The sequence below is a fragment of the Luteimonas sp. A611 genome (assembly GCF_054072715.1).
Window position 1 is genome coordinate 15,336 of record NZ_JBSVRP010000003.1, and the last position, 14,807, is coordinate 30,142.

Consider the following 14,807-nt stretch of genomic DNA (forward strand, 5'->3'; position numbering starts at 1 on the left):
TTTCTCCCTCCGGTCGAAATGACAGGCGCAGTGGAATGCCGATGTCCACCACCACCGGCGCCAGTCGCTACATTCCTGCGTAGTTCGGTCCGCCGCCGCCCTGCGGCGCCACCCACACGATGTTCTGGGTCGGGTCCTTGATATCGCAGGTCTTGCAGTGCACGCAGTTGGCGAAGTTGATCTGCAGCCGTTCGTTGCCAGGCTCCCCCACGAACTCGTACACCGCCGCCGGGCAGTAGCGCGCCTCGGGGCCGGCGTATTCCTTCAGGTTCACCTCCACCGGCACCGACGCGTCCTTCAGCGTCAGGTGGCTGGGCTGGTTCTCGTCATGGATCGTGCTTGACAGGAACACCGAGCTGAGCCGATCGAAGGTCAACACGCCGTCGGGCTTTGGATACTGGATGCGCGCGTGCTGCGCCGCCGGCTCCATGCAGGCGTGATCGGGCCTGTCGCGATGGATCGTCCACGGCGGGTTGCGGATGCCGAGCTTCGGCAGCAGCCACTGTTCGATGCCGGTCATCAGGGTGGCGAACGTGCGCCCCTTCTTGAACCACTGCTTGAAATTCTTCGATTGCAGCAGCTCGGCGTGCAGCCAGCTGCCCTCGAACGCCTGCGGATACGCAGTAAGTTCGTCATGCGCGCGGCCTTCGCCCAGTGCCGCGAACGCGGCCTCGGCGGCGAGCATGCCGGTCTTGATCGCGGCATGGCTGCCCTTGATCCGGCTGGCGTTGAGGAAGCCCGCCTCGCAGCCCACCATCGCCCCGCCCGGGAACACGAGCTTCGGCAGCGACAGCAGGCCGCCCGCGGTGATCGTGCGCGCGCCGTAGCCGATGCGCTTGCCGCCCTCCAGATGCTTGCGGATCGCAGGATGCGTCTTCCAGCGCTGGAATTCCTCGAACGGGCTCAGCCACGGATTCGCATAGTCCAGACCAAGCACGAAGCCGACCGCGATCTTGCCGTCCTCGGCGTGGTACAGGAACGAGCCGCCGTAGGTATCGTCGGCCAGCGGCCAGCCGGCGGTGTGCACCACCAGGCCCGGCTGATGTGTCGCCGGATCGGCCTGCCACAGCTCCTTGATGCCGATGCCGTAGCTCTGGGGGTCGCGTCCCTCGTCGAGCCGGAACTTCGCGATCAGCTGGCGGCCGAGATGGCCGCGCGAGCCTTCGGCGAAGATCGTGTACTTCGCGTGCAGCTCCATGCCCAGCTGGAATTCAGCGGTCGGTTCGCCGTCCTTGCCGAGGCCGAGGTTGCCGGTGGCCACGCCGTGCACCGCGCCGGCCTCATCAAAGAGCACCTCGTCGGCGGCGAAGCCGGGGAAGATCTCCACGCCCAGTGCTTCTGCCTGTGCGCTGAGCCAGCGCGTGACCGCGCCCAGCGAGACGATGTAGTTGCCGTGGTTGTTGAAGCAGTCGGGCAGGAAGAATGCCGGGGTGGACTTCGCGCCGGATTCGTCCAGGAACAGGAACTCGTCGCGCGCGACCGCCTGCTTCAACGGCGCGCCGCGCGCTTCCCAGTCGGGGAACAGCTCGGCCAGTGCGCGCGGATCGATGATCGCGCCCGAGAGGATGTGCGCGCCCGGCTCCGAACCCTTTTCCAGCACGCAGACCGAAACTTCGCGTCCGCCCTCGGCGGCCAGCTGCCTGAGCCGGATTGCGGTCGCCAGCCCGGCTGGGCCGGCGCCCACCACGACCACGTCGTATTCCATGGTCTCGCGCGGGCCGTAGGTGGACAGAAGTTGTTCGGGCGTCATCGGCTTTGCTCCTTGCGGGGCATGGCGGGGGTGGGGACTGCACGCGGCGGTCGTCGGCACAAACCGCGGGCGGCGCTACCGGAGGTGCCGTACGCTACCGCATCGCCCCCGCAAACCCCAAGCGCGATTGCCGCCCAGCGGCCGCGCGCGGACAATGCGGCCATGGAAATCTTCAAGAGCTTCACCCTCGAGGCCGCGCACCGCCTGCCCAACGTGCCGCCGGGCCACAAGTGTGCACGCCTGCACGGGCATTCGTTCGGGGTGGAACTGCACGTGGCAGGCGAGCCCGGTCCCGATACCGGCTGGGTGATGGACTTCGCCGACATCAAGGCCGCCTTCAAGCCGCTGTACGAGCAGCTCGACCATCACTACCTCAACGACATCCCCGGCCTGGAGAACCCGACCAGCGAGCGCCTCGCGGCCTGGATCTGGGAGCGGCTCAAGCCCGCGCTGCCGCAGCTGAGCGCAGTCGTGATCCGGGAAACCTGCACGTCGGGCTGTCGCCACAGCGGCTGACACACGCAAGCCATTGATTCTCTTGGTAGATGAATCCTTGCTGTGCCGTTCGTCGGGAAATGTTGCATCGCAACAATAGGGCGGATATGCTGCATCGCACAAACCGGCAATCCGTGCCGGCACCTGTCCGCCAAGGAGATTCCCATGAACTACCAGTACAACGAGCAGTTCGCCGCCGCGTCGCGTCAGTTCGCCGACACCGCCGCGCGCATCAACCAGCTCACCCTCGAGAACGCGCAGAAGGCGTTCGGCCTGCAGCTGGCCACGCTGGAAGAGAACGCGCAGGCCGCCTTCTCGTTCTTCGGCGAGGCTGCCGAGGTGCGTGACTTCGACGGCTTCAAGACCCTGCTGCCCAAGGGTGTGCAGATCGCCCGCGAGAACGTCGAGCGCAGCATCGGCGCCGGCCAGGAAGTCTTCGGCAGCACCGTGAAGACCAACGAAGCCATCGCCCAGATCGCCAAGTCGCAGCTCGAGACCGCCACGGCGAAGGCCCAGGCTGCCGCCGAGACCGCGACCGCCCAGGTCACCAAGTCGGCCAAGCGTCGCTGATCCAAGCGGGTCCCCAAGCCGACGCGATCCCTCCCCTCTCGCGTCGACGCAACCCGGCAGCTACGGCTGCCGGGTTTTTTTATGGGCGCTCCTCCCGTTCGAGTCCTGTTCGAGGGGAGTCGGCTGCTGTGCAAGCGATTGGATCAGGCCTGCGGTCGGAGTCGTCCCGGCCCGGGGGTTGCTCCCCGGCTCGGTCAGCCATCCATGGCTGACTCGCCGCCGCAGCGCATCCATGCGCTGCTTTCCGCAACCCCCGGCCCGGGACGACCATCGGCGAGTCGCTGTCGCGGCTTCGAAAAAAGCTCCCACCGAAGCATCGCAGCACCAGTCGCAGTGAGCCGCGTCCTGGCGACCGGGGATCGCGGAAAGCAAAACATGGATGTTTTGCGCGCGAGTCAGGACAGGATGTCCTGACCGAGCGAGAAGCGATCCCCGGTCGACAGGGCGCGGCGTCCATTCGAAGCCCGCGCCGGACTTCCGGCAACCGGGGCCGCTCTCTCCCTTGGCTGGGAAAGAACCATGAAAAAAGCCCGCCCCTGCAACAGGGGCGGGCTTGATCAATCGCGTCGCCGACCGGTCAGTCCTGCGGCTGCGCCGGCTGCTTCTGCGGCAATGGCTCGTCCATCTTGTCGCCGAGCATCCTGCGCACCGCGACGAAGAACACCGGGATCAGCAGCAGGCCCAGGAAGGTGGCGAACAGCATGCCGCCGATCACGCCGGTGCCAATCGCGTGGCGCGCATTGGCGCCAGCGCCGGTCGAGATCGCCATCGGCACCACGCCCATGATGAAGGCCAGCGAGGTCATCAGGATCGGGCGGAAGCGCAGGCGCGCGGCCTCGATGGTCGCATCGCGCAGGGTTTTGCCCGCAGCACGTTCGAGCACCGCGAACTCCACGATCAGGATCGCGTTCTTCGCCGCCAGGCCGATCACCGTCACCAGGCCGATCATGAAGAAGATGTCGTTCGACAACCCGCGCAGCATCGTGAACACCACCGCGCCGAGGATGCCCAGCGGCACCACCAGCAGCACCGACACCGGGATCGACCAGCTCTCGTACAGCGCCGCCAGGCACAGGAACACCACCAGCACCGACAACACCAGCAGCAGGGTCGCGGTATTGCCGGCGATGATTTCCTGGTAGGACATGCCGGTCCAGTCGGAGCCGATGCCTGCCGGCAACTGCTCGGCAACGATGGTTTCCATCGCGGCCATCGCCTCGCCCGAGCTGCGGCCCGGCGCCGGCGAGCCGTTGATGTTGACCGCCGAGTAGCCGTTGTAGCGCGTCAGCGAGGGCGTGTTCATGCCCCACTCCGAACGCACCACGTTGCTCAGCGGGATCATCGCCGGCGTGCCGTCTGCAGTCAGCTGGCTCGAGGGCGAATAAAAGCGCGAGAACGAATCCTGGCCGGTGCGGAAGGGCGCATCGGCGCGCATCACCACGCGCTTGATGCGGCCGTTGGAGAAGTAGTCGTTGACGTACACGGGCGCCAGCATCAGCTGGATCGCGTTGTACACATCGCCGGTCGACAGGCCCATGGCCTCGGCCTGCGCGCGGTCGACATCGAGCTGCAGCTGCGGCGCGTCGGCCAGCGTGTTGGGACGCACGCCGGCCAGCAGCTCCGGCTGCTGCGCCGCCGCCCCGAGCAGGGTGCCCTGCGCCTGGGCCAAGGCCTGCCGGCCGAGGCCCGCGCGGTCCTGCAGGTACATGTCGAAGCCGCCGAACTGGCCCAGGCCCTGGATCGTGGGCAGGTTGACCACGAAGATCGACGCATCGCGGATGCCGTACAGCGCGCCATTGGCCTGCTGGATGAACTCGGGCACGGAGACGTCGCGGTCGTCCCAGTCCTTGAGCTTGATGAAGGCCATGCCGACGTTCTCGCCCTGGCCGACGAAGCTGAAGCCGGCGATCTGCATCATGCCCTCGTAGCCGTCCAACCCCTCCAGCGTGCCGCGCACCTGCTCGAACACCTTCTGCGTGCGCTGCAGGGTCGCGCCCGGCGGCAGCTGCACGATCGCCATCGCGTAGCCCTGGTCCTCTTCCGGCACGAAGCTGCCCGGCAGGCGCGTGAGCAGCACGCCGCAGGCCACCGCCAGCACCACGAACACCACCATCCAGCGCGGCGTGTGCCGCACGGCGCTGGCGATGTGGCCGACATAGGTGTTGGCCACCCGGTCATAGACGCGGTTGAAGCCGCGCACGAAGCGATTTTCCTTCTTCTCGCCCGGCGCCGCATGCTGCTTGAGGAAGGTCGCGCACAGCGCCGGGGTGAAGCCCAGCGCGAGGAACGCGGAGAAGCCCATCGCCACGGCGATGGTGATCGCGAACTGCTTGTAGATCTCGCCCGAGGCGCCGCCCTGCAGCGCGCTGGGGATGAACACCGCCGCCAGCACCACGGTGATCGCGACCACCGCGCCGGTGATCTGGTCCATCGCCTTCTCGGTGGCCTCCAGCGGCGGCAGGTGCTCCTCGGCCATGATCCGCTCGACGTTCTCGATCACCACGATCGCATCGTCGACCACGATGCCGATCGCCAGCACCATGGCGAACATGGTGAGCTGGTTGACCGTGAAGCCGATCAGGCTCAGGACCAGGAAGGTGCCCAGCAGAGCGACCGGAATCACGAGGGTCGGAATGATGGTGGCGCGCAGGTTCTGCAGGAACAGCAGCATCACCAGGAACACCAGGATCATGGCCTCGATCAAGGTCATGATCACGTTGTTGATCGACAGCCGCACGAAGGTCGTGCTGTCGAACGGCGAGAACCACTCCACGCCGGGCGGGAACGAAGCCTGCAGCTCGTCCATGCGCGCGGTGATCGCCTCGGCCACGCCCAGCGCATTGGCGCCGGGCTGCAGCATGATCGCGACCGCGCCGGTGGGCTGGCCGTTGAACTGGGCGTCGAAGCCGTAACCCTGGGCACCGACCTCGACCCGCGCCACGTCGCGCAGGCGCACGATCGCGCCGTCCGCGTCCGAGCGCAGGATGATGTTGCGGAACTCTTCGGGCGAGCTGAACCGCCCTTCGGCCGAGACCGTGGCGGTGAAGCCCTGTCCCTCGGGCGCCGGATCGGCGCCGATCGAGCCGGCCGCGAACTGCGCGTTCTGCGCGCGCACCGCCGACAGCACCTGGGTGGCCGACATGCCGAAGCCCTGCAGCCTGGTCGGGTCCAGCCAGATGTTCATGGCGTACTCGGAGCCGAAGTGCTGGGTGTTGCCGACGCCCGGCACGCGCGCCAGCGGCTCGAGGATGCGCGAGGCGATCAGGTCGTTGAGCGCGTTGCGGTCCATGTCCGGATCGCTGGAACGCAGGCCCACCACCATCAGGAAGCCGCTGTTGGCCTTGGCCACCACCACGCCCTGCTGCACCACCTCGGTGGGCAGGCGCGGCGTGGCCAGCGAGACCTTGTTCTGCACCTGCACCTGGGCGATGTCCGGGTCGGTGCCCGTTTCGAAGGTGAGCGTGATCGAGGCCCGCCCCGACGAGCTCGAGGTCGAGTTGAAATACAGCAGGTTGTCGATGCCGGTGAGCTGCTGCTCGATGACCTGGGTGACCGCCTGCTCGGCGGTCTGCGCATCGGCGCCGGGATAGGTGGCGCCGACGGTCACCTGCGGCGGGGCGACGTTGGGATACGACTCCACGCCCATGTTGAGCACGGCGATCACGCCCGACAGCGAGATCAGGATCGCGATGACCCACGCGAAGATCGGGTGGTGGATGAAGAACCTGGACATAGCGGATCAGCCTTCGGCGGAGTCGGTGGCCGCAGGCGCATCTGCAGCAGGGGGCTGCGATGACGGAGCTTCGTCGGCAGCGGGCGCGTCGCCGTCGCCATCGCTGGCGGGTGCGGCGTCTGCCGGCGCCTGGCCAGCCGCGCCGGCCGGCGTCCATGGCACGGCCTTGGCGGGTGCGCCTTCGCTGATCTTCTGCAGGCCCGAGACGATGACCTGGTCGCCGTCCTGCAGGCCGGCGGTGACGATCCAGCTGCCGCCGTCGGCGCGGTCGAGGGTGATGTCCTGGCGCGCCACATTGCCGTCCGCGCCCACCACCATCACGTAGGCGCTTCTTGCATCACGCTGCACCGCGGCCTGCGGGATCGAGTACACACCCTGCATCTGCCCCAGGCGCGCGCGCAGGGTGACGTAGGTGCCCGGCAGCAGGCGACCGTTGGGATTGGGGATCAGCGCGCGCATGGAGATCGCACCGGTGGCCGGGTCGACGATGTCGCCGGAGAAATCGAGCATGCCGGCGTGCTCGTAGGCGCTGCCGTCGGCCAGGACCACCTCGACCGTCGATTCGGCGTCCTGCGCGGCTTCGCGCGCGCGCCGGATCTGCTCCAGTTCGCCCACGCCGATGGAGAAGTTGGCGTACAGCGGGTCGACCTGGTCGATCGTCGTCAACAGCGTCACCGTGCCCTGCCCGACCAGCGCGCCTTCGGTGACCTGCTGCTTGCCGGCACGGCCGCTGATGGGCGCGCGCACGGTGGCGTAGCCGAGGTTGATGCGCGCGGCGTCCACCGCGGCCCGGCCGGCCTGCACGGCGGCGGCGGCGCTGCGTTCGGCGGCCAGCGCGTTGTCCAGGTCGGAGCGTGAGATGAATTCGGTGGGCGCCAGCTGGCGCGCGCGGTCGGCGTTGGCCTTGGCGTTGGCGAAGTTCGCCTGCGCCTGCGCCAGCGAGGCCTGCGCGGTGCCGAGCGCGGCCTGCAGGGGGGCCGGATCGATCAGGAACAGCACGTCGCCTTCCTTCACGTCGCTGCCTTCCTCGTACACGCGCTTCTGCAGCACGCCCGGGACGCGCGCGCGCACGTCGGCGCTGCGGAAGCCGGCCAGGCGGCCGCCGATCTCGCGGGTCAGCGGCAGGTTGGTGGCGCTGGCCTCGACGACGCCCACTTCGGGCGGCGGCGGCTGGGCGGGCGCCTCTTCTCCACCGCAGGCGGCGAGCAGGCACACGGAAAGGACGAGCGGCAGGGCGGCGGCGGTACGGAGCATCGGGGAGGACCTGTCTGGGCCTGCACGCGGCAGGTGGCGGCGAGGTAATTTCTGAACCGGGCAGTATACTTGCTCGCTGGATGAACGGAACCCTGCCACAGGTCAGGTTTGCTGGCGGTGTTTGCAACGTTCCGGCGGTGCTCCGCTTCCGCCCTGCGTGATGGGTCACCGGATGTGTCAGTCAGGCCCGGTCCATGGCGGACGAGGGACTGACGATCGGCCCATGGATCCTGTGTCTGGGCATGCATACTCTGCCGCAGCAGCGGGGCCTGCTGGATCCGGCCATCGGCGAGCCCTACCGGCTGCTGTTCCAGCACCCGCACTACTGCTCAACGGCCATGGCTGGCAGCCGCTGTTTGGCCCCGGCGACGACGATGCGCTCGACCGGTCGGTCGAACGCCTGTGCCGAGACGTGTTCGACGCCCACTGTCCGTACCCGCCCACTGACGTTCACGGAAGACTCCCATGTCCACCGCCCCCACGAAGCGCAAGCCGCGGTTCGCGCTACGCCTGATCCTGATGCTGGTGCTGACGCTGCTGGTGTTCGGCGGCGTGTTCGCCGTCAAGGCGATGATCGGCGCGCAGACCAACAAGTTCTTCGACAACATGCCGCAGCCGGCGGCCGCGGTGAGCGCGGCCACCGCGACCACCGAGCGCTGGAGCGACGACGGCGAGGCGGTCGGCACCCTGGTCGCGGTCAACGGCACCGACGTCACCACCGAGGCCGGCGGCGTGGTGCGCGCAATCGAGTTCGAGGCCGGGCAGCCGGTCAAGGCGGGCGAGGTGCTGGTGCGCCTGAATACCGACAACGAGCTGGCCACGCTCAAGTCGCTGGAAACCGCGGCCAAACTGGCCGACGTCCAGGCCGAACGCTGGCAGCAGCTGGGGCGCGACCAGCTGGTCTCGCTCGACGAGATGCAGCAGCGCGTCGCCGCGGCCGCCAGTTCGCGCGCGCAGGCCGACGCGCAGCGCGCGCTGATCGCGCAGAAGACCATCCGCGCGCCCTTCAGCGGCGAGCTCGGCATCCGCCGGGCCAATCTCGGCCAGTTCCTTTCGCCGGGCGATCCGATCGTGAGCCTGCAGCAGCTCGACCCGATCTACCTGGACTTCAGCCTGCCCGAACAGCGCATGGATACGCTCGCACCCGGCACGCGCATCCGCGCCACCGTCGACGCGCTGCCGGGCAAGGTGTTCGAAGGCGAAGTGACGGCGGTCGAGCCGCGGGTCGATCCGAACACCCGCAACTTCACCGCGCAGGCCACGCTGGACAACCCCGACGGCGTGCTGCGCCCGGGTGCGTTCGCGCGCGTGGGCTTCTCGCTCGGCGGCGAGCGCGAGGTGGTGGTGATCCCGCAGACCGCGGTCAGCTTCAATCCCTACGGCAACGCGGTGTTCGTGATCGGCAAGGTGCCCCGCAGGGAAGGCGAAACCGACATGCAGGGCAATGCGCTGACCGGCGACAAGCTCGTCGTGACCCAGCGCTTCATCCGCACCGGCCCGACCCGCGGCGATCTGGTCGCGGTGACCGAAGGCCTCAAGCCCGGCGAGCAGGTCGCCACCAGCGGCCTGCTCAAGCTGCGCAACGAGGCCGAGGTGACGATCAACAACAAGGTGCAACCAACGGCTGAGGCGGCGCCGGAGGCGCAGAACCGCTGAGCGATCGCCTTGCTCCCGCGCTGCGCGCGGGCCCCCACCCCGTCCCTCCCCCGCAAGCGGGGGAGGGGGAGTTGCCGCCATGAAGTTCACCGACATCTTCATCAACAAGCCGGTGCTGGCGCTGGTCGTCAGCCTGTTCATCCTGATCTTCGGGCTGCGCGCGTTCACCGAGCTCAACGTGCGCCAGTACCCGGAGCTGCGCAACGCGGTGGTGAACGTCAGCACGGTGTACTACGGCGCCGATGCCGACCTGATCCAGGGCTTCATCACCACGCCGCTGGAGCGCGAGATCGCCAGCGCCGAAGGCATCGACTACCTCAGCTCCACCAGCTCGGCCGGGGTGAGCACGATCCAGGCCTACATCCGCCTGGACCACGATCCCAACGAGGCGCTCACCCAGATCGCGGCCAAGGTCAACAAGATGCGCGGCCAACTGCCGCCCGAGTCCGAGGACCCGGTGATCGACCTGCAGCAGGGCCAGCAGATCGCGGCGATGTACGTGTCCTTCGCCAGCGAGACGCTCGACAACAACCAGATCACCGACTACCTCACCCGCGTGGTCCAGCCCAAGCTGGTCACCGTGGACGGCGTGCAGCGCGCCGACATCCTCGGCGCCGGCACCTTCGCCATGCGCGTGTGGCTCAAGCCCGACCGCATGGCCGCGCTGCAGGTGACCGCGAGCGACGTGTCCAACGCGCTGCAGTCCAACAACGTGCTCTCGGCGGTGGGTTCGACCAAGGGCCAGATGGTCGCGATCGACATGACCGCGCGCACCGACCTGCGCAACGCCGATGAGTTCCGCCAGCTGGTGATCCGCGAGGAAGGCGGCGCGATCGTGCGCCTGGGCGACGTGGCCGACGTGGCGCTGGGCTCGGAGAACTACGGCACCTCGGTGCGCATCAACGGCGAAGCGGCCACCTTCATGGGCATCTTCGTCTCGCCCGACGCCAACTCGCTGGACGTGATCGGCGAGGTCCGCGAGCTGTGGCACGGCGAGATCGTGCCGCAGCTGCCCGAGGGCGTCGTCGCCACGATTCCCTACGACAGCACCGAGGCGATCCAGGACGCGATCAACGAGGTGGTGAGCACGATCATCGAGGCGGTGATCATCGTGATCGTGGTGATCTACCTGTTCCTGGGGTCGCTGCGCAGCGTGCTGATCCCGGCGGTGACCGTGCCGCTGTCGCTGGTGGGCGCGTTGTTCCTGATGCTGCTGATGGGCTTCACCATCAACCTGCTGACGTTGTTGGCGATGGTGCTTGCGATCGGGATAGTGGTAGACGACGCGATCATCGTGCTGGAGAACATCCACCGCCACATCGAGGACGGCCTGTCGCCCTTTGACGCGGCGATCAAGGGCGCGCGCGAGCTGGCCTGGCCGGTGGTGGCAATGACCACCACGCTGATCGCGGTGTACCTGCCGATCGGCTTCCAGGGCGGCCTGACCGGCATCCTGTTCACCGAGTTCGCCTTCACCCTGGCCGGAAGCGTGCTGCTGTCGGGCGTGATCGCGCTGACGCTCACGCCGATGATGAGTTCGAGGATCCTCAAGCCGCACGGCGAGGGCAGCAAGGGCCGGCTGGAGGCGTGGCTGGACGCGCGCTTCGACAAGATCCAGCGCGGCTACCAGCGACGCCTGCACGGCGCGCTGGAGACCAAGGCGATCATCGCCCTGTTCGGCGGGATCGTGCTGGTGTCGTGCGTGTTCCTGTACATGACCGCGCCCAAGGAGCCCGCGCCGCTGGAGGACGAGGGCTTCGTGTTCGCGATCTCGCAGGCCGACCCGACCGCGACGCTCGACTACGTGGAGAGCTACACCGAAGAGATGTCCGCGATCGCGCAGGGCATACCGGAGGTGCAGGACTACTTCCTGTTCAACGGCGGCTTCGGCGGCAGCGGCGGCGGCGCCAGCCCGATGGCGATGGCCGGCTTCGTGCTCAAGCCCTGGAGCGAACGCAGCCGCTCGACCAAGCAGGTGCTCGAGCAGGATCTGCAGCCGAAGTTCAGCGACGTCACCGGCCTCAACACCTTCGCCCTGGTGCCACCCTCGCTGCCCAGCGCCGGCGGCGACGGCGGCGGCGAGTTCATCATCGGCGGCGTGGGCGAGCTGGCCCAGCTCGCCGAACTGGCCGACGCGATCCTGGCGCGGGCGATGGAGAGCAAGCGCTTCATCTTCCTCGACAAGGACCTGAAGATCGACAAGCCACGCATCGAGGTGCACATCGACCGCGACAAGGCGGCCTCGCTGGGCATCGACATGCGCACGCTCGCGGCCGACATGGCGGCGATGCTCTCGGGCGGCTACACCAACCGCTTCGCGATGCAGAACCGCTCCTACCTGGTGATCCCGCAGGTGCAGCGCAGCGACCGCCTCAACGCCTCCGACCTGCAGAACTACTACACCCGCACCCGCAACGGCGACCTGATCCCGCTGTCGACCCTGGTCACGCTGCAGGAAAGCGCGCAGCCGCAGTCGCTAAAGCGCTTCCAGCAGCTCAATGCGGTGTCGATCACCTTCGCCCCGCGCCCCGGCGTGAGCAAGGGCGAAGCGCTGGCGATCCTGGACGAAGCCGCGCGCGACGTGCTGCCGCAGGGCTACACCGTCGACTACGCCGGCGAGTCGCGACAGTTCAAGCAGGAGGGCTCGGCGATGCTGATGACCCTCGGACTGGCGCTGATCGTCATCTTCCTGGTGCTGTCGGCGCAGTTCGAGAGCTTCCGCGATGCCACGATCATGCTGCTGACCGTGCCGATGGCGATCTGCGGCGCGCTGCTGACGCTCAACGTGCTGGCGATCGCCAGCGGCGTCCTTGGTTTCGCCGGGATCGAGGCGTTCCCGGGGATGAGCATCAACATCTACACCCAGGTCGGCCTGGTGACCCTGGTGGGCGTGATCTCCAAGCACGGCATCCTGATCGTGGAGTTCGCCAACAAGCTGCAGGAGCAGGGCCTGTCCAAGCGCGAGGCGATCGAGCAGGCCACCGCGATCCGCCTGCGCCCGGTGCTGATGACCACCGCCGCACTGGTGTTCGCGATGATTCCGCTGCTGATCGCCAAGGGGCCGGGCGCGGCTTCGCGCTTCTCGATGGGCACCGTGATCGCCTCGGGCATGACCATCGGCACGATGTTCACCCTGTTCGTGCTGCCGGCGTACTACCTGTACCTGGCGCGCGACCATGCGCGCGACCGGGGCCGTGAGAACGCGGCCGAAGCGGATGACGCACCGGAGGCGCCGCAGCCGCAGCACGGTTGAGGGACGCGCTCGCCGGTTGCCCCCACCCCAGCCCTCCCCCGCGGGCGGGGGAGGGAGTTAAAACAGGCCTTCGCGCCTGAACCGACCTGCCGACTGCCCTGCTCCCTCCCCCGCGTGCGGGGGAGGGTTGGGGTGGGGGGCAGGCCGCAGCCGCTCACTCCGGCAGCACCAGCTCCTTCGCCGCAACAGCACCATCGCCACCCACCGCATGCCGCAGCACGCCCATGCACGGCGCGGGCAGCGCCTCGCGCAACAGCGCCAGGTAATCGTCGACGCGATCGAATGCCGGATCGACGCGGTTGCCGATCCACCCCGCCAGCCGGCAACCGTCTGCTTCGATCGCCTTCGCAGTCAGACGTGCATGGCTGAGGCAGCCCAGCCGCAGCCCCACCACCAGCATCACCTGCCCGCCCACCGCGCGCGCCATCGCCGATTGCTCCAGGCCATCGCCCATCGGCGCCAGCCAGCCGCCGGCACCCTCGACCACCACTGCATCGGCGCTGGCCGACAAGCGCGCGAACGCATCCAGCAGCGGCGGCAGCGTCACCACGATGCCCGCATCGCGCGCGGCAAGCTGCGGCGCGGTGGCAACCGGCAGTGCGAACGGATTCACGTCGGCGTAGTCCGGCACTGGATCACTCGCGGCCCGCAGCGCGAGCGCATCTTCGTTCTGCCAGCCATCGGCGCCATGTTCGCAGCCGCTGGCCACCGGCTTCATCCCGACCGCACGCAGCCCGCGCGCGCGCAACGCATGCAGCAGCGCCACCGACGCGAAGGTCTTGCCCACGCCGGTGTCGGTGCCGGTGACGAACCAGGCCTGGCTCACCGCGCGCCCCCGTCCTTCCGTTTCGACGTCCGCAGCGCGCGTATGCACAGGCAGGCCGCGGCGCGTTCTGGACCGTGTTTCATCCGTCCTCCGGAGGGGTCGTGCACGCGCTGCTACACTGCCCGCATGTTCACTGCAGCAAGTCTAAGCGGCGACAAGCCGCAGCAGTACGCCCAGCTCGCACAACAGGCACGCGCGCTGCTGCATGGCGAACACGACCGCATCGCCAACGCCGCCAACCTGTCCGCGCTGGTCTACCACGCGCTGCCCGGGCTGAACTGGGTCGGCTTCTATTTCCATGACGGCACCGAGCTGGTGGTCGGCCCGTTCCAGGGCTTGCCCGCCTGCGTGCGCATCCCGCTCGACAAGGGCGTGTGCGGCGCGGCCGCAAGCAGCCGCCAGACCCAGCGGATCGACGACGTGCACGCCTTCCCCGGCCACATCGCCTGCGACTCCGCGTCGCGATCGGAGCTGGTGGTGCCGCTGCTGCACGGAGACACGCTGGTTGGCGTGTTCGACATCGACAGTCCGGAGCCGGCCCGTTTCGACGTTGAAGATCAGGAAGGGCTGGAAGCCATCGCCCGCATCTGGGTCGAATCCCTGTCATGAATGCACCGCTGAAGATGCGCAACATCGGTCCGAAATCCGCCGCCTGGCTGCGCCAGGTGGGGCTGCGTACCGAGCAGGACCTGGTCGGCGCCGGTCCGGTGGACGCCTTCATGCGCGTGCGCCGCGCCGGCTTCAAGCCCAGCCTCAACCTGCTCTATGCACTCGAAGGCGCGCTGCGCGATTGCCACTGGCAGGAAGTGCCGGAGCAACGCCGCGTGGAGCTGGTGGCCGCAGTCGAGGCCGCAACGGCCGAGCTGCCGCTGCCGCGCGGGCGTCCTGCCGCCGCGCCGGTGACCACCACCCACCATCAGGAAGAAACCCCGTCCGCCTCGTTCGGCTTCCTCGACGAGCCCGACCGCGGCGGCGACCGCGACTGAGCCACCTGCGCGCGTCGCAGCACGCGCCGCCGCACGCACCCTTCCCGTACAATGCCGCCAGCTCCAGGGTGGCCCGCGGATCTTCGTCCAAGGGCTGAAACGGGAAGCCGGTGACGCCGTCGTCGCAACGCGACGCGGTCATCCCGGCACTGCCCCCGCAACGGTAAGCGAGTACGGCCGCCGCATCCGCCACTGTGCACACGCATGGGAAGGCGCGGCGACCGGGGCACACCTGCCCCAACCCGCGAGTCCGGAGACCGGCCCTGGAGTCCACTGGTTGCGAT

General features: G+C 68.4%; 10 protein-coding genes and 1 riboswitch. Of the genes, 6 read left to right on the forward strand and 4 right to left on the reverse strand.

The features are described from left to right. Positions 1-67 precede the first annotated feature (67 nt). Complete coding sequence (locus tag ACW5EG_RS13360) at positions 68-1,750, reverse strand: 4Fe-4S dicluster domain-containing protein (protein WP_457021849.1); 1,683 nt, start codon at positions 1,748-1,750, stop codon at positions 68-70. Positions 1,751-1,912: 162 nt separating this feature from the next. On the opposite strand from ACW5EG_RS13360, the gene queD reads away from it, so the two are divergent. Then, positions 1,913-2,266, forward strand: coding sequence for a 6-carboxytetrahydropterin synthase QueD (queD, locus tag ACW5EG_RS13365; protein ID WP_457021851.1), 354 nt, complete (start codon positions 1,913-1,915; stop codon positions 2,264-2,266). A gap of 144 nt (positions 2,267-2,410) precedes the next feature. After that, entirely contained in the window at positions 2,411-2,815 is a 405-nt protein-coding gene (locus ACW5EG_RS13370) for a phasin family protein (RefSeq protein ID WP_457018883.1), read from the forward strand. A 577-nt stretch (positions 2,816-3,392) separates the two neighbouring features. Here the strand turns inward: ACW5EG_RS13370 and ACW5EG_RS13375 are convergent. Together ACW5EG_RS13375 and ACW5EG_RS13380 are read right to left on the reverse strand one after the other, a co-directional pair. Beyond that, positions 3,393-6,548 carry a multidrug efflux RND transporter permease subunit gene (locus tag ACW5EG_RS13375; RefSeq protein WP_457021853.1) on the reverse strand — a complete coding sequence of 1,052 codons (3,156 nt, stop codon included), beginning with the start codon at positions 6,546-6,548 and terminating at the stop codon, positions 3,393-3,395. Positions 6,549-6,554: 6 nt separating this feature from the next. Continuing rightward, entirely contained in the window at positions 6,555-7,802 is a 1,248-nt protein-coding gene (locus tag ACW5EG_RS13380; RefSeq protein ID WP_457021855.1) for an efflux RND transporter periplasmic adaptor subunit, read from the reverse strand. Between the two features lie 465 nt (positions 7,803-8,267). On the opposite strand from ACW5EG_RS13380, the gene ACW5EG_RS13385 reads away from it, so the two are divergent. Both ACW5EG_RS13385 and ACW5EG_RS13390 read left to right on the forward strand, forming a co-directional pair. Then, on the forward strand, positions 8,268-9,458 hold the full coding sequence (locus ACW5EG_RS13385) for an efflux RND transporter periplasmic adaptor subunit (protein ID WP_457021857.1): 1,191 nt from the start codon (positions 8,268-8,270) through the stop codon (positions 9,456-9,458). 79 nt (positions 9,459-9,537) lie between these two features. Continuing rightward, positions 9,538-12,711 (forward strand): efflux RND transporter permease subunit, encoded by a 3,174-nt coding sequence (locus ACW5EG_RS13390; protein WP_457021859.1) that lies wholly within the window; start codon positions 9,538-9,540, stop codon positions 12,709-12,711. A 154-nt stretch (positions 12,712-12,865) separates the two neighbouring features. On the opposite strand, the gene bioD is transcribed toward ACW5EG_RS13390, so the two are convergent. Further along, a complete protein-coding gene (gene bioD, locus ACW5EG_RS13395; protein ID WP_457018888.1) occupies positions 12,866-13,537 on the reverse strand; it encodes a dethiobiotin synthase in 672 nt (223 codons plus the stop codon). Positions 13,538-13,663: 126 nt separating this feature from the next. Between bioD and ACW5EG_RS13400 the strand changes: the two genes are divergently transcribed. After that, positions 13,664-14,146 carry a GAF domain-containing protein gene (locus tag ACW5EG_RS13400; protein ID WP_457018889.1) on the forward strand — a complete coding sequence of 161 codons (483 nt, stop codon included), beginning with the start codon at positions 13,664-13,666 and terminating at the stop codon, positions 14,144-14,146. Next, complete coding sequence (locus ACW5EG_RS13405) at positions 14,143-14,523, forward strand: TfoX/Sxy family protein (protein WP_457018890.1); 381 nt, start codon at positions 14,143-14,145, stop codon at positions 14,521-14,523. The genes ACW5EG_RS13400 and ACW5EG_RS13405 overlap by 4 nt, the downstream gene beginning before the upstream one ends. Before the next feature lie 49 nt (positions 14,524-14,572). Beyond that, a riboswitch (cobalamin riboswitch) is annotated at positions 14,573-14,803 on the forward strand. Positions 14,804-14,807 lie beyond the last annotated feature (4 nt).